The 20,525-nt window shown below is 57.9% G+C and carries 21 protein-coding genes and 1 tRNA gene; 8 read left to right on the top strand and 14 right to left on the bottom strand.

Translation table 11 applies throughout. The annotated features are described in order from the left end of the window. Positions 1–188: 188 nt before the first annotated feature. A complete protein-coding gene (locus ACZ9XP_RS07610) occupies positions 189–1,121 on the bottom strand; it encodes an electron transfer flavoprotein subunit alpha/FixB family protein (protein ID WP_147682565.1) in 933 nt (310 codons plus the stop codon). A gap of 3 nt (positions 1,122–1,124) precedes the next feature. Continuing rightward, positions 1,125–1,874 carry an electron transfer flavoprotein subunit beta/FixA family protein gene (locus tag ACZ9XP_RS07605; RefSeq protein ID WP_147682564.1) on the bottom strand — a complete coding sequence of 250 codons (750 nt, stop codon included), beginning with the start codon at positions 1,872–1,874 and terminating at the stop codon, positions 1,125–1,127. A 304-nt stretch (positions 1,875–2,178) separates the two neighbouring features. On the opposite strand from ACZ9XP_RS07605, the gene ACZ9XP_RS07600 reads away from it, so the two are divergent. Both ACZ9XP_RS07600 and ACZ9XP_RS07595 read left to right on the top strand, forming a co-directional pair. Beyond that, positions 2,179–2,598 (top strand): MaoC family dehydratase, encoded by a 420-nt coding sequence (locus ACZ9XP_RS07600; RefSeq protein ID WP_147682563.1) that lies wholly within the window; start codon positions 2,179–2,181, stop codon positions 2,596–2,598. A gap of 1 nt (position 2,599) precedes the next feature. After that, entirely contained in the window at positions 2,600–3,058 is a 459-nt protein-coding gene (locus ACZ9XP_RS07595; RefSeq protein WP_206211134.1) for a GNAT family N-acetyltransferase, read from the top strand. A 28-nt stretch (positions 3,059–3,086) separates the two neighbouring features. On the opposite strand, the gene queG is transcribed toward ACZ9XP_RS07595, so the two are convergent. Continuing rightward, complete coding sequence (gene queG, locus ACZ9XP_RS07590; RefSeq protein ID WP_465188228.1) at positions 3,087–4,136, bottom strand: tRNA epoxyqueuosine(34) reductase QueG; 1,050 nt, start codon at positions 4,134–4,136, stop codon at positions 3,087–3,089. A gap of 37 nt (positions 4,137–4,173) precedes the next feature. On the opposite strand from queG, the gene tsaE reads away from it, so the two are divergent. Together tsaE and ACZ9XP_RS07580 are read left to right on the top strand one after the other, a co-directional pair. Beyond that, on the top strand, positions 4,174–4,665 hold the full coding sequence (tsaE, locus tag ACZ9XP_RS07585; RefSeq protein WP_147682561.1) for a tRNA (adenosine(37)-N6)-threonylcarbamoyltransferase complex ATPase subunit type 1 TsaE: 492 nt from the start codon (positions 4,174–4,176) through the stop codon (positions 4,663–4,665). Continuing rightward, positions 4,626–5,864, top strand: a complete 1,239-nt coding sequence (locus ACZ9XP_RS07580) for an N-acetylmuramoyl-L-alanine amidase (RefSeq protein WP_147682560.1) — start codon at positions 4,626–4,628, stop codon at positions 5,862–5,864. Before tsaE ends, ACZ9XP_RS07580 begins: the two co-directional genes overlap by 40 nt. Positions 5,865–5,939: 75 nt before the next feature. Here the strand turns inward: ACZ9XP_RS07580 and yacG are convergent, their stop codons facing one another. The 7 genes from yacG to ACZ9XP_RS07545 form a co-directional block, all read right to left on the bottom strand. Beyond that, the gene (gene yacG, locus ACZ9XP_RS07575) at positions 5,940–6,125 is read right to left on the bottom strand and encodes a DNA gyrase inhibitor YacG (RefSeq protein WP_147682559.1); all 186 of its coding nucleotides are present in this window, start codon (positions 6,123–6,125) and stop codon (positions 5,940–5,942) included. Positions 6,126–6,127: 2 nt separating this feature from the next. Then, positions 6,128–6,913 carry a cell division protein ZapD gene (gene zapD, locus ACZ9XP_RS07570; protein ID WP_240803358.1) on the bottom strand — a complete coding sequence of 262 codons (786 nt, stop codon included), beginning with the start codon at positions 6,911–6,913 and terminating at the stop codon, positions 6,128–6,130. Next, the gene (gene coaE, locus ACZ9XP_RS07565; RefSeq protein WP_170253514.1) at positions 6,910–7,533 is read right to left on the bottom strand and encodes a dephospho-CoA kinase; all 624 of its coding nucleotides are present in this window, start codon (positions 7,531–7,533) and stop codon (positions 6,910–6,912) included. Before coaE ends, zapD begins: the two co-directional genes overlap by 4 nt. Beyond that, positions 7,520–8,374, bottom strand: a complete 855-nt coding sequence (locus tag ACZ9XP_RS07560; RefSeq protein ID WP_147682558.1) for a prepilin peptidase — start codon at positions 8,372–8,374, stop codon at positions 7,520–7,522. The genes coaE and ACZ9XP_RS07560 overlap by 14 nt, the downstream gene beginning before the upstream one ends. Then, positions 8,374–9,594, bottom strand: a complete 1,221-nt coding sequence (locus ACZ9XP_RS07555; protein WP_147682557.1) for a type II secretion system F family protein — start codon at positions 9,592–9,594, stop codon at positions 8,374–8,376. The genes ACZ9XP_RS07560 and ACZ9XP_RS07555 overlap by 1 nt, the downstream gene beginning before the upstream one ends. Before the next feature lie 19 nt (positions 9,595–9,613). After that, positions 9,614–11,326, bottom strand: coding sequence for a type IV-A pilus assembly ATPase PilB (gene pilB, locus ACZ9XP_RS07550; RefSeq protein ID WP_465188227.1), 1,713 nt, complete (start codon positions 11,324–11,326; stop codon positions 9,614–9,616). A gap of 152 nt (positions 11,327–11,478) precedes the next feature. Then, positions 11,479–12,459: a porin gene (locus tag ACZ9XP_RS07545; RefSeq protein WP_170253512.1), complete on the bottom strand. Its 981-nt coding sequence runs from the start codon at positions 12,457–12,459 to the stop codon at positions 11,479–11,481. Between the two features lie 305 nt (positions 12,460–12,764). Between ACZ9XP_RS07545 and ACZ9XP_RS07540 the strand changes: the two genes are divergently transcribed. After that, entirely contained in the window at positions 12,765–14,171 is a 1,407-nt protein-coding gene (locus ACZ9XP_RS07540; protein ID WP_147682555.1) for a cryptochrome/photolyase family protein, read from the top strand. A gap of 88 nt (positions 14,172–14,259) precedes the next feature. Here ACZ9XP_RS07540 and ACZ9XP_RS07535 read toward each other — a convergent pair whose 3' ends face one another. Next, positions 14,260–14,646, bottom strand: a complete 387-nt coding sequence (locus ACZ9XP_RS07535) for a ComEA family DNA-binding protein (RefSeq protein ID WP_465188226.1) — start codon at positions 14,644–14,646, stop codon at positions 14,260–14,262. Between the two features lie 67 nt (positions 14,647–14,713). Further along, a complete protein-coding gene (locus tag ACZ9XP_RS07530) occupies positions 14,714–15,532 on the bottom strand; it encodes a cytochrome c biogenesis protein CcsA (protein ID WP_170253510.1) in 819 nt (272 codons plus the stop codon). 103 nt (positions 15,533–15,635) lie between these two features. On the opposite strand from ACZ9XP_RS07530, the gene ffh reads away from it, so the two are divergent. The 3 genes from ffh to purB all read left to right on the top strand — a co-directional run bounded on the left by ffh (position 15,636) and on the right by purB (position 19,391). Beyond that, positions 15,636–16,991 carry a signal recognition particle protein gene (ffh, locus tag ACZ9XP_RS07525; protein WP_147682553.1) on the top strand — a complete coding sequence of 452 codons (1,356 nt, stop codon included), beginning with the start codon at positions 15,636–15,638 and terminating at the stop codon, positions 16,989–16,991. A 57-nt stretch (positions 16,992–17,048) separates the two neighbouring features. Next, entirely contained in the window at positions 17,049–17,948 is a 900-nt protein-coding gene (locus ACZ9XP_RS07520) for an ATP-grasp domain-containing protein (RefSeq protein ID WP_465188225.1), read from the top strand. Positions 17,949–18,020: 72 nt separating this feature from the next. Further along, positions 18,021–19,391, top strand: coding sequence for an adenylosuccinate lyase (gene purB / locus ACZ9XP_RS07515; protein ID WP_147682846.1), 1,371 nt, complete (start codon positions 18,021–18,023; stop codon positions 19,389–19,391). Positions 19,392–19,542: 151 nt separating this feature from the next. Here purB and ACZ9XP_RS07510 read toward each other — a convergent pair. Together ACZ9XP_RS07510 and ACZ9XP_RS07505 are read right to left on the bottom strand one after the other, a co-directional pair. Further along, positions 19,543–19,619: transfer RNA gene (locus tag ACZ9XP_RS07510), tRNA-Met, on the bottom strand. A gap of 48 nt (positions 19,620–19,667) precedes the next feature. After that, positions 19,668–20,486, bottom strand: a complete 819-nt coding sequence (locus ACZ9XP_RS07505; protein WP_147682551.1) for an undecaprenyl-diphosphate phosphatase — start codon at positions 20,484–20,486, stop codon at positions 19,668–19,670. Positions 20,487–20,525 lie beyond the last annotated feature (39 nt).

The following is a 20,525-nucleotide window of genomic DNA, read 5'->3' as shown; positions in this document are numbered from 1 at the left end:
GGCGCAGGCAGCGTGCATTTCCCCAGACGAACCGGTAAACCGGCTTTCTTGTGTGGCGTGGCACCGTAGCACCACGCCTTGTTTTATGGTGAACCGGCTCACGACCCGCAGTGCATCGGCGAAACGGCGTTAAAAACGCCTTGTCTCGCCTTAGCTCGAGGGATCGTGAGCAAATTCAAACAGCAATATTACTTGGACAGCTCGGCCAGCAGCTCCGGCACCACGGTGAACAGGTCACCTACGATGCCGTAGTCGGCTACCTGGAAGATCGGCGCTTCTTCATCCTTGTTGATCGCCACGATCACTTTGGAATCTTTCATACCGGCCAGGTGCTGGATGGCACCGGAAATGCCCACGGCTACGTACAGCTGCGGAGCCACGACTTTGCCGGTCTGGCCTACCTGGTAATCGTTTGGCGCATAGCCGGCATCGACCGCAGCGCGCGAAGCACCCACGGCAGCGCCCAGCTTGTCGGCCAGCGGCTCGATCACGGCTTTGAACTGCACATCCGAACCCAGTGCACGACCACCGGAAACGATAATCTTGGCAGCGCCCAGCTCCGGGCGGTCGGACTTGGTCAGCTCCTGGCCCACGAAGGACGACAGGGTAGCGTCGGCTGCAGCAGCAATGCTTTCCACGTTGGCCGCACCGCCTTGTGCCGCCGCTTCGAAAGCGGTAGTACGTACGGTGATCACCTTGATGGCATCGGCAGACTGCACGGTGGCCAGCACGTTACCGGCGTAAACCGGGCGCACGAAGGTATCGGCAGACTCGATAGCGATAATGTCGGAGATCTGTGCCACGTCCAGCAGCGCGGCAACGCGCGGCAGCAGGTTTTTGCCGTAGGAGGTCGCCGGGGCCAGCACGTGGCTGTAGCCGGAAGCCAGGCCAACCACCAGCGGGGCCAGGTTTTCGGCCAGGCCATGCGCGTAGGCCGCGCTATCAGCGACCAGTACCTTGGCCACACCGGCCACGGCCTTGGCGGCGTCGGCAGCGGCGCCAGCGTTGTGGCCAGCCACCAGTACGTGCACCTCGCCCAGCTTGGCAGCGGCGGTAACGGTATTGAGGGTGCCTGCTTTCAGGCTCTGGTTGTCGTGTTCAGCGATAACGAGAATAGCCATGGCTTACAGCACCTTTGCGTCGTTTTTCAGTTTGGCTACCAGCTCGGCAGCATTGGCAACCTTGATACCGGCAGAGCGCTTGGCTGGCTCGGCCACTTTCAGGGTTTTCAGGCGCGGGGTCACGTCTACGCCCAGATCGGCCGGGGTGGTTTTATCCAGCGGCTTTTTCTTGGCGGCCATGATGTTTGGCAGCTTCACGTAGCGCGGCTCGTTCAGGCGCAGGTCGGTGGTCACCACGGCTGGCAGGCGCAGCTTGATGGTTTCCAGGCCGCCGTCCACTTCGCGGGTAACGTCGATGGTTTCTGCAGCCACGTCCACTTTGGAAGCAAACGTACCCTGACCCCAGCCCAGCAGGGCGGCAGCCATCTGGCCAGTCTGGTTGGCATCGTCGTCGATCGCCTGTTTGCCCACGATCAGCAGCTGTGGCTGTTCTTTTTCAGCCACGGCTTTCAGCAGCTTGGCCACAGCCAGCGGCTGCAGCTCAGCGTCGGTTTCTACCAGAATGGCACGGTCGGCGCCCATGGCCAGGGCGGTACGCAGGGTTTCTTCACACTGCTTCACACCCATGGATACCACCACGATTTCGGAAACCTTGCCGGCTTCTTTCAGGCGCACAGCCTCTTCCACGGCGATTTCGTCAAACGGGTTCATCGACATCTTGACGTTGGCTACATCTACATCCGTGCCATCGGCTTTGACGCGCACTTTCACGTTGTAATCGACAACGCGTTTCACAGCGACTAGAGCTTTCATATTCCTCCAGCAGACTCTTCAGGTTTCAACGACTCGCCGATACAGCAGCAGGCGCTTTATTGATACTAGCACCACACTTTAATCAAACGAGCGTTTAATTGGTAGACTGACGACAATAAAAATGCAGTACAACAGGGGTGTGCAGATATTACGCCATTTCCCCGCAATTTGCATTTGGGGCAAAGCGTGTCAGAATGCAGCGCAATATTGAGCATGTCATAAGCAGAAAAACAGGCAGGAACACCGCAAAAGCAGTGCCGGCAGTGGGCTGGCGCTGCAACCAGCAGCCCGCAAAGGAGTTTTCATGACAGTTTATTTCGAAGACATCAAGCTTGGTGACACCGCCGAGTACGCCAAGACCATTACCGAAGCCGATATCCTGATGTTCAGCGCGGTATCCGGTGACGACAACCCGGTGCACATTAACCAGGAATACGCCGAAAGCTCGATGTTCCAGACCCGCATCGCGCACGGCATGCTCACCGCCAGCCTGATTTCTACTGTGGTCGGCACCCGCCTGCCGGGTAACGGCACCATTTACCTGTCGCAATCTACCCGCTTCAAAGCGCCGGTGAAGATTGGCGAAACCGTCACCGCCCGCGTCACTGTTACCGAGCTGGACCCCGTCAAGAAGCGTGTGAAGTTTGCTACCGCCTGCCTGGTGAAAGGCAAAGCCGTTCTGGAAGGTGAGTCGCTGGTGATCGCCCCGTCGCGCGAAGCCTGATATGAGCAGCCTGCAGCTTATCCCGCTGACGGATGATGCAGGGCAGATCATCGAGCCCGAGCTGCTGCAAAGTGCAGCGGCACTGCACCGGCAGCTGCGCCCCATGCTGCCGGAAGAAGGCGTGGCCTACCTGGTAAAAATGCAGCGCGTATGCCGCTACGGCGCCAGACTGGTGCTGGCGTGTAATGACCAAGGCCAGCCACTTGGCCTGGCACTGTATCGTTTGTACGAAAATACCTACGAGGACCTGCGGCTGTACGTGGACGACCTGGTCACCGACGAGGCCGCCCGCTCGCAAGGTGTGGGCAGCCAGCTACTGGCCTGGTGCGAAGCCCGTGCCAAGGCCGCCGGCTGCAGCTATATCGTGCTGGACTCTGGCACCTGGCGAACCCAGGCGCACAAGCTGTACTTCCGTCTGGGCTTTGTGATTTCTTCCTTCCACTTCACTAAAGCCCTGTAATACCCAGGTTGGCCGCATGCGGCCAACCTTACGCCCCTCCTGCCCTGCCACGCTGCTGCTGCAGCGCCCACTGTACCGACTCGCGCAATACCTCGTCCTCTGCCTGGCTCTGCTGTTGCAGTGCAGACACAATATCTGCGCTATACGGGGTATTGCCGAGCGCAATGGCAATATTGGACAGCCACTTGCTGTAACCGATACGGTAAATCGGGCTGCCCGCCATGCGCTGCTGGAAGTCCTGCTCGCGCCAGCCAAACAGCGCCAGCAAGCTGACTGCATCCAGGCCATGGCGCACGGCAAAGTCAGCCTCGGCGGTCGGCACGGCAAAACGGTTCCACGGGCACACCAGCTGGCAGTCGTCGCAGCCATAAATACGGTTGCCGATGAGCGGGCGTAGCGGCTCGGGGATGGCCCCCTTCAGCTCGATGGTGAGGTAAGAAATGCAGCGCCGCGCATCCACGGTATACGGTGCCACAATCGCCCCCGTCGGGCAGGCATCGATACAGCGGGTGCAGCTGCCGCAGTGCCCCTGCTCTGCCGGGTCTTCCGGCAAAGGCAGGTTGGTCAGGATTTCCCCCAGGAAAAACAGCGAACCCTGCTTTTTGTTGAGTAGCAGCGTGTGCTTGCCGCGCCAGCCCTGCCCCGCCTGCGCAGCCAGCGCCACTTCGGCCAGCGGTGCACTGTCGGTAAACACACGAAACTGGTGCTCGGGCACTGCTGCGCTGATCTGCTCGGCCAGCTTCTGCAGCCGGTTACGCAGTACCTTGTGATAGTCACGCCCCAGGGCGTAGCGCGAAATATAAGCCTGATCAGGCTGCTGCAATATCGCCTCGGCATCGGCGGCCGGCTGCGGCCAATAGTGCATACGCAGGGTGATCACACGCAGGGTACCCGGCACCAGCTCGGCCGGGCGCACCCGCAGTGCACCATGGCGTGCCATATAGTCCATCTCGCCGTGATAAGCTGCGGCCAACCAGCTAGCCAGCTGCTGCTCGGCTGCGGGCGGCAGCGCAGCCTGCGTGATGCGCGCCTCGGCAAAGCCCAGGTCCTGCGCCCACTGCTTGATTTGGCTGGCCAAATGGCGATAATTCTCGTTTTTACAGGATATTCCACTCATGGCAACGGATGATACCAGTGTCGGGGCCGGCTACCTTGCCGATGAAGCCGCTACTTTGCAGCTGGGCCATCAGCTAGCCAGCGCGCTGTCCGGCGGGCTGCAGCTACAGCTGGATGGCAACCTGGGGGCCGGCAAAACCACGTTCACGCGCGGCCTGCTGCAGGGCCTGGGCTATCACGGGCGGGTAAAAAGCCCAACCTACACGCTGGTAGAAAGCTACACGCTACCGGCACTCACTCTGCACCATTTCGACCTTTACCGCTTTAACGACCCGGAAGAATGGTACGACGCCGGCTTTGCCGATTACTTTGCCGACGATACCCTCTGCGTGATCGAATGGCCCGACAAAGCCGCCGGCGTGCTGCCCGAGCCGGATCTGGTACTGAAACTTAGTGTGGATGGCGATGGTCGCAGCTATCGCCTTCATGCCCACAGTGAAACAGGACACGTATGTCTCAAGCGCTTCATGACGCACTGCGCCGCAAGCTGATCGGCGCGGCAGCGGCCACCTTTCTGCTTACCGTCAGCCGCGCTGGCCTGGCTGCCAGCAGCCAGATCGTGGCGGTACGGGTGTGGCCATCGTCTACCTACACCCGCCTGACCATCGAGGCGGGCAGCGAGATCCGCTACAAGCACTTTGCCCTGGCCAACCCGAACCGGCTGGTCATCGATCTGGAAGACGTACAGCTCACCGGCGTCCTGCAGGATATCAGCGGGCAGATCCAGTCTGCAGACCCGTTCATCCGCACCGCACGCGCCGGCCAGTTCAACGGCAACACCGTGCGCCTGGTGCTGGACCTGCGCAACGAGGTAAAGCCACAGATTTTCTCGCTCAAACCGGTGGGCGAATACCAGCACCGCCTGGTAGTAGACCTGTACCCGGCCAACGCGCAGCAGGATGACCCGCTGCTGGCCCTGCTTCAGGACTACAACAAAGGCCAGCTGGACAACAACGCCCCGCGCGGCAACAAGGGCAAGACCGACCCCGCCCGACCCGTGGTGATCATGATCGACCCGGGCCACGGCGGCGAAGACCCTGGTGCAGTCGGCCCGAGCGGTACACGCGAAAAAGACGTGGTGTTGCGCATTAGCCGCCAGCTGAAAAAGCTGGTGGATGCCGAAAAAAACATGAAGGCCTACCTGACGCGTGACGAGGATGTCTTCCTGCCACTGGGCGTACGGGTAGCCAAAGCACGCAAGATCGGCGCCGATCTGTTTATCTCGGTGCACGCCGACGCGGTAGAAAACCGCACCGCGCGCGGCTCGTCCGTGTTTGCCCTGTCGGAAAACGGCGCGACCAGTACCATGGCGCGCCTGCTGGCCAAAACACAGAACGATGCCGATATGATTGGCGGGGTAAAAATTGCCGGCAAAGACAAATACCTGGCACATACCCTGTTCGACCTGACCCAGACCGCCACCATCAACGACAGCCTGAAGCTGGGCAAAGCCGTACTGGGCAAAATGGGCAGCCTGAACAAGCTGCACAAGGAAAAGGTAGAGCAAGCCGGTTTTGCCGTACTGAAAGCACCGGATATTCCGTCCATCCTGGTAGAGACCGCCTTCATCAGCCACCCGGAGGAAGAGCGCAAGCTGGTTGACCCGGCGTTCCAGCAGGACATGGCCGAAGCCATCATGTCCGGCGTACGCACCTACTTTGCGCAGGGCGCGGTCATCGCCCGTACCTGAGGTTGGCCAGATGCGGCCAACCATGAAAAAGCGCTGCCCAGGCAGCGCTTTTGCTTTTGTGCGGTGCAATGCAGCCTAGAGCGAGTCCAGCTCTTTCATCGGGTCATCGCCGGACACCGGCACACGATATTCTTCATTGGCCCACTGGCCCAGATCTATCAAGCGGCAGCGTTCGCTGCAAAAGGGGCGGAACGGGCTTTGCGGGCCCCACGGCACGGCTGCCTTGCACTGCGGGCACGCCACGGTACGTGTTGTTGTCATGGTCAAAACTTGCAATAGGTCAGAGTGAAATCCACGTCATCCTCTACCTGGCGCGCACGAACTTCGCCAGTGGCAGCGTGGATGAAACGGACATTGATGGCGTATTTGTTGGCCGATACTTCCGGCACGATCTGCAGGCTACGGTCGAAACCCACACGGATCAGCTGCACGACTTTGCCACCGGACATCTGCTGGAACGCCCCCCGCCGGGCGGTGTAGGCGTGCGTCTTGCCACTATCACGCAGCAGCTTCAGCAAAATGTTGGCCGCAGCCGCCGTCGGCATCAGTGGCGCAGCCCAACGCTGCAAGTCGGCACGGCGCTGCTCGCTATCACGCTGTAGCCACAAGTGGTACGACGGCAAATCATACTGGCAGGTACCACCCGGAATCACGGAGCGCTGCTTGATCGCCATCAGCCATTCGTTCTCGCGCAAATGCTGGCCAAACTTGCCGGTGATCTCCAGCAGGCTGCTCATGGTGCGCTCGATCTCTTCCAGCTGCGCTTCCAGCGCTTCCTGCTGCACAACCGGGTTATCACGCAGTGATTCGAGATTCAGCTTCTGACGCTCCAACTCTTGCAGCAGGTCAGACTTCAGCTCGGTACGCCCGGCAGCCTCCAGCACCTCGAACAGCGACATCAGCGCAGCATGGTGTGCATAGCTTTCTTGCTGGGCAATGAAAAACACCAGACGCTGGTATACCTGCTCCAGTCGAAGCAAAGTGCGAGTACGTTCTACTAAGGGAAACTCGAAACTGGTCACAGCAGCTGTCCGTTGATTAGATGTCATGCCGGATCGGCAATGCCAAAGCAGGCTAGATAATAACGATGTTTGGCAGCAACTAGAAGCGCAAGCTCGGCCAGATCGCCATTGTTGGGTAAAACATCGTCCGCCAAGGCCAAACGCTGCTCCCGGCTCATCTGCGCAGCGATGATGGCACGCACTTGCGCCTCGGTCATGCCATTGCGCGCCATGACCCGTTCTATTTGCGTGGGTACCGCACAATCCACCAGCAAACTGCGGGCAATATGCTGCTGGTAACGCTGGCTTTCAAACAGCAAAGGCACCGCCAACAAACAGTAAGGTGCCGACAGCTGTGCCAGCTGACGCAGGCTTTCGGCATGAATCATCGGATGCAAGATACCTTCCAGCACTTGCCGCTGTGCTGGCTGGGCAAACACGAGCTCGCGCATGGCTGCACGGTTCATCGCACCGTCCGCCTGCTGCATGCCGGCACCGAATGCCGCCACGATGGCAGGCATGGCTGCACCACCCGGCGCGGTTAGCGTGTGGGCCACGGTATCGGTATCCACACAGGGGATGCCATGCTCGCCAAACAGCCTGGCTACGGCACTTTTGCCACAGCCAATGCCGCCCGTCAGCCCCACTACCGGGCTAGGCACCGGCATACCAAGCCACTATCGGCTTGCCCCAGACAAAAGCAATCATGCCGGCTGCCGCCAGATAAGGGCCAAACGGCATGGCTTGACCACGATCGTGGCGCTGCAGCGCCATCATCAGCAGGCCAAACAGCGCCCCGACCAGCGAAGAGAGCAACACGACCAGTGGCAGCATGCTCCAGCCTAGCCAGGCCCCCAGTGCGGCCAACAGTTTGAAGTCGCCATAGCCCATGCCTTCTTTACCGGTAACCAGCTTGAACAGCCAGTAAATACCCCACAGGGTGAGATACCCGGCCATGGCGCCCACCACCGCATCGGCTAAAGGCACTGTCACCCCAAGCAGGCTGAACAGCAAGCCCGCCCACAGCAACAACAGGGTCAGGTCATCAGGCAGTAATTGTGTCTTGGCGTCGATCAGCGCTAGCGCCAGCAACAACATGCTGAAGCAACATGCGGCCAACCATGGCCAGCCCAGCCCCAGCTGTGCGGCAAAAGCAGCAAACACCACACCGGCAACCAGTTCTACCAGGGGATAGCGCCAGGCAATGGCCCCGCCACAGCTAGCACAGCGCCCGCGCTGCCACAGGTAGCTCAGCACCGGGATGTTCTGCCAGGCACGGATAGGCGTGTGGCAATGCACACAGGCGGAAGGTGGGTAAAAAAGGTTGTAGTTGGCCGCAGCCGGTAACGCCTGGCCCTGCAAGGCCGCACACTCTTGCTGCCACTGGCGCTCCAGCATCAATGGCAAGCGATGTATCAGCACATTCAGAAAACTGCCTACCAGCAAGCCCAGCACCAGCGCAAAAGCAATCTGCCACGCAGCAGGCAATAACATCAGTCCATCCAGCATTAGCCCACCACCTGACCCATCTTGAAAATCGGCATGTACATTGCCACCACCAGTCCACCAATCAGCACGCCCAGAATCACCATGATCATGGGCTCCAGCAGGCTGGACAGCGCGGCTACCGCGTTATCGACCTCTTCTTCATAAAAGTCAGCCACCTTGTCCAGCATGTCATCCAGCGCACCGGACTCTTCGCCGATCGAGGTCATTTGCAGCACCATATTGGGAAAGAGGTTGCTGCGCTGCATGGAAAAATTCAGCGTAGAGCCGGCACTGACATCAGCCTGGATAATTTTGGTGGCATCCGCGTACACCTGGTTGCCGGCCGCACCAGCCACCGAATCTAGTGCCTCTACCAAAGGCACACCAGCGGTAAACAGCGTAGACAGGGTGCGAGACCAGCGCGCAATAGTGGCTTTACGCACGATCTCGCCAATAATGGGCACGCGCAGCAGCAAGCGGTCTGCGCTGACCTGCATGGACGGCGAGCGCTTGTAGGCGGTCACCAGCGCCCAGATCGTGCCGCCTATCCCGCCGAAAATCAGCCACCAATACTCGACAAACAAGTCGGACAGCCAGATCACCAACTGGGTTGGCGCCGGCAAATCGGCACCAAAGCTGGAAAACAGCTCTTTGAACGCAGGAATAACGTAGATCAGGATCACGGCAGTGATCACAAAGGCGGTAACGATAATGGCCGACGGGTAAATCATCGCCGACTTGATCTTGCCCTTGATGGCAATGATTTTTTCTTTGTAAGTCGCCAGCTTGTCAAGCAGCGAATCCAGCACACCACCGGTTTCACCGGCAGCAATCAGATTACAAAACAGGTTATCGAAGTACACCGGGTATTTGCGAAAGGCATCGGCCAGGTTGCTACCGGTTTCCACCTCGGAGCGCACATCCAGCAAAATCTTGGTAAAAGCCGCGTTACTGTGCCCCTTGGCGCTAATGTCAAACGCCTGCAACAGCGGTACGCCAGCTTTCATCATGGTGGCCAGCTGCCGGGTAAACAGGGCTACGTCCCGCTCGGTAATGCGCTTGCCAAAACCCGCCCGTTTTTTGCTGACCTTGGTGGCATTGATACCCTGGCGGCGCAACTGCGCTTTGGCCACCGTCTCGGACTCGGCACGAATCTCGCCCCGGATCACCTTGCCGGTCTTGTCCTTGCCTTCCCAGTTCCAGATCGCCGAGGAGGGCTTTTTCAGTGCAGCTTCCGCCATAGTGCCGGTTTACTTTCTGTTATTCGTTGGTAACGGCTTCAATTTCAGTCAGCGAGGTCACCCCCCGCTTCACCTTCAGCAAGCCTGCGTGACGCAAATCGACCATGCCCTCTTTTTTGGCCAGATCGGCAATGTCGATAGCGTTACCGTCCGACATGATCAAACGCACCATGGCATCGGTAATCGGCATCACTTCATAGATACCGGTACGCCCTTTATAGCCGGAGCCACGACACTCATCGCAGCCCACCGGACCATAAGGCTGCCAGCTGCCATCCAGCTCTTCCTCGGCGAAACCGGCACGCAGCAGCGCCTCGTGCGGGATATCCACCGGCTTTTTGCAGTGGCTGCACAGCTTGCGCGCCAAACGCTGTGCCATGATCAGCAAGACCGAGCTGGCAATATTGAAAGGTGCCACGCCCATGTTCAACAAGCGGGTCAGCGTGGCGGGTGCATTATTGGTATGCAGGGTAGAAAACACCATGTGGCCGGTCTGGGCGGCCTTGATGGAAATATCCGCTGTTTCAAAGTCGCGAATCTCACCCACCATGATCACATCCGGATCCTGACGCAGAAACGAGCGCAAGGCCGAGGCAAAGGTCAGACCCGCACGCTCGTTCACATTCACCTGATTGATACCCGGCAAGTTGATTTCCACCGGGTCTTCTGCAGTAGAAATATTGGTATCTGGCTTGTTCAGAATATTCAGACAGGTATACAGGGAAACCGTCTTACCACTACCCGTCGGCCCGGTGACCAGCACCATGCCATAGGGTCGCTCAATGGCACGCAACAGCAAAGCTTTCTGGCTGGGCTCAAAGCCTAGCTGCTCGATATCCAGCGAGGCGGCCGAGGCGTCCAGAATACGCATCACGATTTTCTCGCCGTACAGCGTGGGCAGAGTACTCACCCGGAAGTCTACCGCTTTGGTACTGGAAATCTTCAGTTTCAGACGGCCATCCTGCGGTACGCGCTTTTCGGAAATATCCATGCGCGAGACCACCTTGATACGCGAGGCGATCTTTTCTTTGATCGACAGCGGCGGCTGCACGATCTCTTTCAGGTTGCCATCAATACGGTAACGCACGCGGTAAAAACGCTCGTAGGGCTCAAAATGGATATCCGAGGCGCCGCCGTTAATCGCATCCAGCAAAATCTTGTTCACGAACTTCACCACCGGCGCATCGTCGACGTCCGGCATGCCATCCGGCACCGCCTCGGTATCCGGGTCGGCAATTTCCAGCTCGCCGAACTCGTCCGCCGCCATGCTGTTGAACGCCGCTACCGCAGCATTTTCGCTATAGCGGCCAACCAGCTTGCCCAGCTTGTCGTCTTCCACCACCACCACATCAACGGTCAGCCCGGTCTTGAAGGTAATGGCGTGAAACGCAGCGGTCTGCGTGGGGTCCGACGTGCCCACAAACAAACGCGTACCGCGCTTATACAATGGCAATAAGCGCTTGCCCGCTACCAGCTCATCATCCACCACCCCTTTGGGCAGGCTGTCACTACTGACGGTAGATAAATCCAGCAACGGCAAACCAAACATGCTGGAAGCAAACTTGGCGATCACCAGCGGGGTCAGCTTTTTGCTGAGTACCAGTTGCTCGACAAAGGTTATACCGGATGCCTGCGCCTGGCGCTGGATACTTTCAGCATCCTGCACCAACAGATGTTCGCTTTGCACCAAAGCACGACCGAGACCGGAAATCGAAGCAGCGTCCATAGACATCAGTACTTGAAAGTGAGTTAAGCCGATTATACGACTGAAGCGGTCAGCCATCAGCAGGCATTGTGTACTTTACTGCAAAGCCAATTGGATTTCGCCATAAAAAAAGGCTGCCGAAGCAGCCTTTTTACAGTCAAACCGTTTGCAAGAAACGATTAGAAGCTGGTACCCAGGTAAACAGCGAACTTGCGAACACCGGTATTGGTGGTGCTGCCTTTGTCGGACTGTTTCTGGAATTCAACGCCAGCGTTGGTACGCTTGGACAGTGCGTAGTTAACACCCAGAGTAACTACATTGAAGTCGTCGTTTGCCTTCAGGCCGTTAGTCTTGGAGTCTTGCTCTTTCCAGTAGCCGATTGCAGGAGTTACGTTACCCATAGCGTAGGTAGCGCTTACACCGTAACCAGCAGTCTTCTTGAAACCACCAGCAGCTTGTGCAGTTTTAGTTTTAGCATAACCAAATGCCACACCTACATCACCAAAAGCACCGGATGCGGAGAACTGGTCATTGCGATCGGTTTTACCAACAACACTGCCGTCTTTGCGGCTGTCGCTAGCGTAACCCAGCTCGACACCAGCTACCGAGTAAGTCACACCCAGACCAGTAGCGTGCTTTTGCAGATCAGTTGTACCAGCTTCTTTAATACCGTGAGCTACGGACACTTTCAGGCCAGCCACTTCAGGAGCGTCAAAACGGATGGAGTGCTTGTAGCGAGCTTCACCGGCTTTGTAAGAACCGTCATCACCACCGTCAACAGCCAGTTCGGTAAACACGTCAGCTGCTGCGCCAACGCCGGAGTTGGTCGGGTTGGAGTTCAGACCCAGTTTCACGGTACCGAAGCTGCCTTTTACACCAACGAAAGTGTCACGGTTGCCCCACTGAGCCTTGGTGCCGCTTTCATCGCCAGCCGGGTCAACGCGGTTGGCAACTTGCCAGATGGATTTCAGGCCGTTGCCCAGATCGTCGCTACCAGCGAATACGATCTGACCAGCGTTACGGCCCATATCGTTTTGGGAAGCTTGGCCGTCAACTTTGGAGTTAACAGTAACAACAGCCAGGTTACCGGAGATAGTTACGTCAGCCATTGCAGCAGCAGGCAGAGCAGCCAGAGTAGCCAGTACGATCAGCTTCTTCATGTGTGTTCCTTTCGAGGTCATGTACACTGCCCGATAAGTAGCCGACACGTTTTGTGGGTGCCGGGCGGGCTGTCTTGACCACCGGTTAACCGGCGGTATCTGGATTGGAATATAAATGCACCGTTGCAAAAAAACAAAGCTTTAGTGAGGTTTTTTTGGTCACTGCAGTTTGTATACAAGCAGAAAAAACACAGTAAGCTCATGTTTTTAATAGACATTAACCCCTCAGCAACAGTTGCACGGCAGCAACAAAAAACATGCTTGCAGACCAAGCTGTTGCATTTGACACACAAGATCAATCCAACATGACTCTATCGAAATCACTAGTTTGGTTCCGGCGCGACCTACGTCTGTTTGATAACGCCGCCCTGCTGGAAGCGTGCCATCACGCCGACGTAGTCTATGGCGTATTCGTGTTTGACAGCACGATCCTGACGCAACTGCCGCGGGATGATGCGCGGCTGGGGTTTATTCACCATGCCGTTGGCGAACTCAAACTGGCGCTGCAAGCGCGAGGCGGTGATCTTTTAGTGTTGCACGGCGACCCGGCGGTGCTGCTCCCCGCTCAAGCGCAAGCTCTGGGCTGCCAAACCGTTTACGCCAATCGCGACTACGAGCCCTACGCGCGCAGCCGGGACGCGCAGGTGGCCAACAGTCTGATGGCTGGGGGTAGTGCGCTGGTTTTGTGCAAAGACCAGGTGATTTTTGAGTGCGACGAACTACTGACCGGCCAGAACAAACCCTACACGGTGTTCACGCCGTATATGCGGGCTTGGCGCAAGCGCTTTCATAACGGTCTGGCCTTACCCTACCCGGATTCGGGCAAAGCACAGTGGGGCAAGCCAGGGGAAGCCATATCACCTATGCCCACACTGAGTGAGCTCGGTTTTGGTGCACCATCGATCACCCCTGCGGCCAAGCCTGGGCGCGAAGCCGGGCTGGGCTTGCTAGCCCGCTTTGCTCGCAAGTTGCCGCACTACCACACCCTGCGCGACTTTCCGGGCGAACCCGGTGTCTCCGGCCTGTCGGTACATTTGCGCTTTGGTACCGTATCGGTACGTGAAGCGGTGTCGCTGGCCATTTCACAAGACAACGAGGGGGCAGGCTGCTGGCTCAACGAGCTGATCTGGCGCGAGTTTTACCAGCAGCTGCTGTGGCACTACCCACAAGCTGCCACCGAAAGCTTCAAGCCTGCGTATCGCACCTTACAGTTCCCGGGTGAGCCGCACTGGTTTGAAGCCTGGTGCGAAGGGCGCACAGGTTATCCGATTGTGGATGCTGCCATGTGCCAGCTAAACCAGACTGGCTATATGCACAATCGGCTGCGCATGATTGTGGCCAGCTTTTTGGTAAAAGACTTGCTGATAGATTGGCGCTGGGGAGAAGCCTACTTTGCGGCAAAGCTGATGGATTTTGACTTGGCGGCGAACAATGGTGGCTGGCAGTGGGCGGCATCCACTGGCTGCGATGCCCAGCCATATTTCCGTATCTTCAACCCGGTCAGCCAATCAGAAAAGTTTGATCCGGAGGGGAAATTCATCCGGCGCTACCTGCCACAGTTGGCCGCACTGGATAACAAAGCTATCCACGCGCCATGGCTGGCCAAACAGCTACCTCTTGGTTTCGTACTGGGCCAGACCTATCCGGAGCCGATTGTGGATCACGCCATCCAGCGCGAGCGTGCGCTGGCTTTGTTTGGCAAGCAGGACTAGTTGCCTGGATGTACGATGCTGCCCGTCGCGTGCGCGGCATAACAAAAAAAGCCCGGCATGCCGGGCTTTTGTCTGAAGCACATACGCATCAGGGCTTTTTAGCCGCAGGCGCCGGTGCTGCGGGTGCTGCCGGCTTGGCCTGCTTGCCTGCCTGTTGCGCAGCCGCAGTCGTTGCCGTGGTAGCAGTACCTTTTGCAGCGACTTTGGCAGCGGCAGTACTGGTACCGCCGCTGACTGCCAGATCAGCCTTCAGCTTTTCTACCGTCTTCTCGCCGATGCCTGGCACATTCACCAAGTCAGCCTGGCTTTTGAACGGGCCATTTTTGCTACGGTAATCAATAATGGCCTTGGCTTTCACCGGGCCAATGCCTTTCAACGTTTCCAGCTCTTGCTGAGTAGCCGTATTCACGTTCACTGCGGCCAGGGCAGCTACCGACATCAGCATGGCAAACAGGCCAATAATCCATTTCTTCATAACTACTCCTTATAGAAACATGTGATTACGGCACAGATGCCTGCCGCTGACCCAATATGCCAAAAGCTCAATAGCGGTGTAAAACAAACTCCAAAACAATCTTGCTACCGATATAGCCAAAAAGTAACAGTGCGAAGCCAGCCAGCGTCCAGCGTATGGCCAGACGGCCGCGCCAGCCATGCAGCTTGCGGCCAACTAGCAGGCTGCCAAACACCAGCCAGGACAACAAACCGAAGATCACTTTGTGATTCATCGGCACCGCCCTGCCAAATACCTCTTCGGCAAAAAACACCCCACTGACCAGGCTCAGGGTCAACAGGATAAAACCGGTACCTAGCGTCTGGAACATCAGGTTTTCCAGCACCAACAGAGGAGGCATCTGTCTGGCCAGGGCAAAACGCTTATGGTGCAAGGCGCGCTCCTGCAACAACATCAGCACCGCCAGCATGGCACCAATGGCAAACAGGCTATATGCCAACAGCGACACAAGCAGGTGCAGCATGAACGGCAGGTTATCCACGGCGTACAGCGTATGCGGTATAGGCAGCACCTCGGCCATCAGGATGCCGATAGCAGCCAGCGGCACCAGGAAGATCTGCAACCCTTCCATGCGGGCAAAATAGCTGCCCGTCCAGAAAATCAGCAGCATGATCCAGCTCAGCAGTGACAATACCGATCCAACGCCCAAACGCACGCCACCGTCTTGCAGCACCGGCATGGCCAGCATGGCGGCATGCATGAGCAACAGCACACCCAGCAGCGAATGCTCGCTCACCGGCAGGCGCTGCCAGCTTGCGACACCGCGCCAGTGCGCCAGAAAATGCCAGGACAGCCCCAGGTAACCGCAGGCCAGCAGAATTAGCAAAATGAAGAGGAATCCGCTCATGGAATGTGGGAGCTCAACGAACCGGAACCGGGTCGTGGTAAAATGAACGATTGCAGAAGTCTACACCAAGCCGGGAGTGCTTGGCAGACCATAAGGATATCCCATGCTTGACAACCTTACCTCACGCCTCACCAGTGCGCTGAAAACCTTGCGCGGTCAGGCACGGATCTCGGAAACGAATATACAAGACGCCTTGCGCGAAGTGCGCATGGCCCTGCTGGAGGCCGATGTCGCCCTGCCAGTGGTAAAGACCTTCATTAACCAGGTCAAGGAGCGGGCACTGGGCCAGGAAGTCCTGGGCAGCCTGACCCCGAGCCAGGCGCTCATCGGCGTGGTGAATGAAGAACTCGTCAAACTGATGGGCGAGAAAAACGATGCGTTGAACCTGGCCGCCGTACCGCCAGCCATTATCCTGATGGCGGGCCTGCAGGGTGCCGGTAAAACCACCACCGTGGGCAAGCTGTCCAAACTGCTGAAAGACACCCAGAAGAAAAAGATTCTGGTGGTCTCGGCCGACGTCTACCGCCCGGCAGCCATCGAGCAGCTGAAAACCCTGGCCGAGCAAGTGGGCGTAGAGTGGTTCCCCTCTGCCGGCGACCAAAAGCCCCTGGCCATTGCCCAGGCCGCACTGGACTACGCCAAACGCCACTTCTTTGACGTGCTGATGGTGGATACTGCCGGTCGCCTGGCCATTGACGAAGCCATGATGGCCGAGATCAAGGAGCTGCACGCCTTCCTGAAGCCGATTGAAACCCTATTCGTGGTGGATGCCATGCAAGGCCAGGATGCCGTGAATACGGCGCAGGCCTTCAACGAAGCCCTGCCGCTGACCGGCGTGGTGCTGACCAAGATGGACGGCGACTCGCGCGGCGGTGCTGCACTGTCGGTACGCCACATTACCGGCAAGCCGATCAAGTTTATTGGCGTGGGCGAAAAAATCAGCGGCCTGGAGCCCTTCCACCCCGACCGTCTTGCCAGCCGTATTCTGGGCATGGGTGACGTACTGTCGCTGATTGAAGACGTCCAGAAAGGCATAGACCAGGACGAAGCCGCCAAGATGGCGAAGAAGCTGAAGTCCGGCAAAGGCTTTGATCTGGAAGACTTCAAAGCCCAGATGCAGCAGATGAAAAAAATGGGCGGCATGACCAACCTGCTGGAAAAAATGCCGGGTGAAATCGGCCAGCTGGCCAAAGGCGTGCAAGGTGCCGAGGCAGAGAAATCCATGCGCCGCATCGAAGGCATCATCAACTCGATGACCATGGAAGAGCGCCGCAAACCAGAGCTGATCAAAGCCAGCCGCAAACGCCGCATCGCCACCGGCTCTGGCGTGTCAGTGCAAGAAGTCAACCGGCTGCTGGCGCAGTTCGAGCAGACGCAGAAAATGATGAAAGCCTTTTCTTCAAAAGGCGGCATCATGAAACTGATGAAGGGCATGAAAGGCATGCTGCCGGGCATGTAATCGTTGGCAACGGGCGTCGTGTACGCCCGTTTTTCATGTGTAGCAGAAAGCTAACCGATGCAATTCGATATCGTTGTACTCACCGACAACGCCCTGCTCGCACTGGACGAGCAAGACTGGTACAGCCGCCAGGTACACCTGGAAGACGGCCTGGTGACCAGCGCACTGGCAAAGCAGGGGCTGAAGGTTGGCCGCAAAGACTGGGCCGAACCGGGTTATGACTGGACACAATGCCGTGCTGCCGTGTTTCGTACCACCTGGGACTACTTCCACCGCTTTGACGAGTTTGCCCCCTGGCTAGCCAAGGTTAGCCAGACTACCCGTTTGTTCAACGAGGCCGGGCTGATTCACTGGAACCTCGACAAACACTATCTGGCCGACCTACAACAAGCCGGTATCAATACCGTACCCACCTGCTATATCGAAGTGGGCGACAAGCGCACGCTTGCACAAGTGATTACCGATAGCGGCTGGCCAGACGTCATCCTCAAACCTGTCATTTCCGGCGCCGCGCGTCACACCTACCGGCTGCAAGCCGATGGTGCCCCCGCGCTGGAGTGCACGTTTGCCGAGCTGGTGCAGCAAGAAGCCATGATGCTGCAACCCTTCCAGCACGACATCCTGAGCCAGGGCGAGCTGTCGCTGATGGTCATCGATGGCCAATACACACACGCTATCCGCAAGACCGCCAAAGCCGGCGACTTCCGCGTGCAGGACGACCACGGTGGCACCGTGCACCGCTACGAGGCCAGCACCGAGGAAATCCGCTTTGCCGAGGCCGCCGTCGCGGCCGTACCGTTTGATGTGCTGTACGCACGGGTGGACATGGTGTGCGACAACCGCGGCCAACTGGCCATCATGGAACTGGAAATGATTGAACCCGAGCTGTTCTTCCGCTTCAAAGCAGAAGCGGCAGACACCCTGGCCGCAGGCATTGCGCGCCGGCTGGCAGCCTGAGCCAGCACCGAAGATTTCTTTTTGAAGCAACCGGCCAGCCCGCGCTGGCCAGCAACCTGGAAGCACTGAGTGATGAACCTGACCACGCTGACCGCCCTCTCCCCGCTCGATGGCCGCTATTCTGGCCAAGCCGAACCGCTGCGCACCATCTTCTCCGAATACGGCCTGATGAAAGCCCGTATCAAAGTAGAGCTGGAGTGGCTGAAAATGCTGGCTGCCGAGCCGGGCATCGAGGAGGTAAAGCCGTTCTCTGACGCCACCATCCGTGAAATCGACGATGTGATCGCCAACTTCTCCATCCAGCATGGTGAAGAAGTCAAAGCCATCGAAGCACGTACCAACCACGATGTAAAAGCCATCGAGTACTGGCTGAAAGAGCGCCTGTCCGGTAACCCGGAAGTCATGGCCGCCAGCGAGTTCATCCACTTCGCCTGCACCTCGGAAGACATCAACAACCTCAGCCACGCGCTGATGCTGAAAACCGCACGCAACACCGTGATGCTGCCGGCGCTGGACGAAGTCATCACCAAGCTGAGCCAGCTGGCCCACGACCAGGCCGCCATCCCGATGATGTGCCGCACCCACGGCCAACCTGCCACCCCGTCCACCATGGGTAAAGAGCTGGCCAACGTGGTTTACCGCCTGAAGCGCCAGCGCGAACAGCTGGTAAAACAGGAGCTGCTGGGCAAGATCAACGGCGCCGTGGGCAACTACAACGCCCATATCGTGGCCTACCCGAACGTAGACTGGGAAAGCCTGGCTGGCCGTTTCGTCAGCGGTCTGGGCCTCACCTTCAACCCGTACACCATCCAGATCGAACCACACGACTACATGGCCGAGCTGTACCAGACCCTGAGCCGCGTGAATACCATCCTGATCGACCTGGACCGCGATATCTGGGGCTACATCTCGCTGGGCTACTTCAAGCAGAAAGTGAAGAAAGACGAAGTGGGCAGCTCCACCATGCCGCACAAGGTCAACCCGATCGACTTCGAAAACTCGGAAGGCAACTTCGGTCTGGCCAACGCCATCCTGCAGCACCTGGCCGAAAAGCTGCCGGTATCGCGCTGGCAGCGTGACCTGACCGACTCCACTGTGCTGCGCAATATGGGCGTGGGCTTTGGCTACACCCTGCTGGGCTTCAAGGCGCTGATGAAAGGCCTGAACAAGCTGGAAATCAACCCGGCCATGCTGGCATCGGATCTGGATGCTACCTGGGAACTGCTGGCCGAGCCGATCCAGACCGTGATGCGCCGTTACGGTGTGCCTAACCCGTACGAGCAGCTGAAAGAGCTGACCCGCGGCAAAGACGGCGTTACCCGTGACACCCTGGCTGCCTTCATCAAAGGCTTGGAGATTCCGGAAGCCGAGAAAGTACGCCTGCTGGCCCTGAGCCCGGATAGCTACCTGGGCAAGGCAGAAGAGCTGGCTCGCCGCATCTGATGCTACCTGGTGCCACCGCCTGCGCGGCGGTGGCGGCCAAAAACAAAACCCCTTTCGCACTGAAAGGGGTTTTGTTTGCAACGTATCCACGCTTAGCCGCTACGGCAAATGAAAAAACCGTCAATCAACGATTGACGGCTTTTTTGAAACTTGGTTGCGGGAGCAGGATTTGAACCTACGACCTTCGGGTTATGAGCCCGACGAGCTACCAGACTGCTCCATCCCGCGACAGAGAGAACGCATAATAGATGATCTCTATAATAACGTCAAGCTTTTTTACACGTGCCAGGCCACCAAGCCAAAATGCCATGTCGCCAGAATCACCAGGCCAAACGCAATGCGATACCAGGCAAAGATTTCATAGGTGTGGTTGGCCACAAACTTGACCAGGGTACGCACCGCCAGCAGAGCACTCAGGAAGGCCGCCACGAAGCCCACGGCAAACATGGGGAAGTCGGCCATGGAGAGCAGGTCGCGGTGCTTGTAGAGGTCGTACACGGTCGCGGCGAACATGGTTGGCACAGCCAGGAAGAACGAAAACTCGGCGGCGACTTTGCGGTCCAGGCCAAAGAACATACCGCCAATAATGGTAGCGCCAGAGCGGGACGTGCCAGGGATCATGGCCACTACCTGTGCCAGCCCTACTTTCAAGGCATCGCGGCCACGAATCTCATCCACACTATGAATGCGCGCCACCTGCTGACGCCGCTCGGCCAGCAGAATCACGAAACCACCGATAATCAACGCCATGGCGACGCTTAGCGGGTTAAACAGGTAAAACTTGATCTGTTTGATAAACAGCAAGCCCATCACCGCGGCAGGCATGAAGGCAATCAGCAAGTTGGCCGCAAAACGTTGCGCCTTGGCATCGTGGGTAATGCCGGTGGCCAGCGAGACAAAACGCTCCCGATATTGAAACAGTACGGCCAGAATGGCACCAAACTGGATGGCAATCTCAAATACCTTGCCTTCGTTCTGGAAATTGATCAGGTCAGCCACCACGATCAGGTGGCCGGTACTGGACACCGGCAGAAACTCGGTCATCCCCTCGACAATACCCAAGAGCAGTGCCTTGGCGAGCAATAGAAAGTCCACAGAAAACCTTTTGTCTTGAGTAAAGAAACAGGCCGCCCA

The sequence above is a fragment of the Vogesella perlucida genome, from assembly GCF_979366545.1.
Note: the sequence above shows the minus strand (reverse complement) of the source record. Positions and strands in the feature narration are given on the sequence as shown.

Coding starts and splice junctions, on each gene's coding strand:
- ACZ9XP_RS07610 (WP_147682565.1), bottom strand. CDS start 1,121: ATGGCTATTCTCGTTATCGCTGAACACGACAACCAGAGCCTGAAAGCA.
- ACZ9XP_RS07605 (WP_147682564.1), bottom strand. CDS start 1,874: ATGAAAGCTCTAGTCGCTGTGAAACGCGTTGTCGATTACAACGTGAAA.
- ACZ9XP_RS07600 (WP_147682563.1), top strand. CDS start 2,179: ATGACAGTTTATTTCGAAGACATCAAGCTTGGTGACACCGCCGAGTAC.
- ACZ9XP_RS07595 (WP_206211134.1), top strand. CDS start 2,600: ATGAGCAGCCTGCAGCTTATCCCGCTGACGGATGATGCAGGGCAGATC.
- tsaE (WP_147682561.1), top strand. CDS start 4,174: ATGGCAACGGATGATACCAGTGTCGGGGCCGGCTACCTTGCCGATGAA.
- ACZ9XP_RS07580 (WP_147682560.1), top strand. CDS start 4,626: ATGTCTCAAGCGCTTCATGACGCACTGCGCCGCAAGCTGATCGGCGCG.
- yacG (WP_147682559.1), bottom strand. CDS start 6,125: ATGACAACAACACGTACCGTGGCGTGCCCGCAGTGCAAGGCAGCCGTG.
- zapD (WP_240803358.1), bottom strand. CDS start 6,913: ATGACATCTAATCAACGGACAGCTGCTGTGACCAGTTTCGAGTTTCCC.
- coaE (WP_170253514.1), bottom strand. CDS start 7,533: ATGCCGGTGCCTAGCCCGGTAGTGGGGCTGACGGGCGGCATTGGCTGT.
- ACZ9XP_RS07560 (WP_147682558.1), bottom strand. CDS start 8,374: ATGCTGGATGGACTGATGTTATTGCCTGCTGCGTGGCAGATTGCTTTT.
- ACZ9XP_RS07555 (WP_147682557.1), bottom strand. CDS start 9,594: ATGGCGGAAGCTGCACTGAAAAAGCCCTCCTCGGCGATCTGGAACTGG.
- pilB (WP_465188227.1), bottom strand. CDS start 11,326: ATGTCTATGGACGCTGCTTCGATTTCCGGTCTCGGTCGTGCTTTGGTG.
- ACZ9XP_RS07545 (WP_170253512.1), bottom strand. CDS start 12,459: ATGAAGAAGCTGATCGTACTGGCTACTCTGGCTGCTCTGCCTGCTGCT.
- ACZ9XP_RS07540 (WP_147682555.1), top strand. CDS start 12,765: ATGACTCTATCGAAATCACTAGTTTGGTTCCGGCGCGACCTACGTCTG.
- ACZ9XP_RS07535 (WP_465188226.1), bottom strand. CDS start 14,646: ATGAAGAAATGGATTATTGGCCTGTTTGCCATGCTGATGTCGGTAGCT.
- ACZ9XP_RS07530 (WP_170253510.1), bottom strand. CDS start 15,532: ATGAGCGGATTCCTCTTCATTTTGCTAATTCTGCTGGCCTGCGGTTAC.
- ffh (WP_147682553.1), top strand. CDS start 15,636: ATGCTTGACAACCTTACCTCACGCCTCACCAGTGCGCTGAAAACCTTG.
- ACZ9XP_RS07520 (WP_465188225.1), top strand. CDS start 17,049: ATGCAATTCGATATCGTTGTACTCACCGACAACGCCCTGCTCGCACTG.
- purB (WP_147682846.1), top strand. CDS start 18,021: ATGAACCTGACCACGCTGACCGCCCTCTCCCCGCTCGATGGCCGCTAT.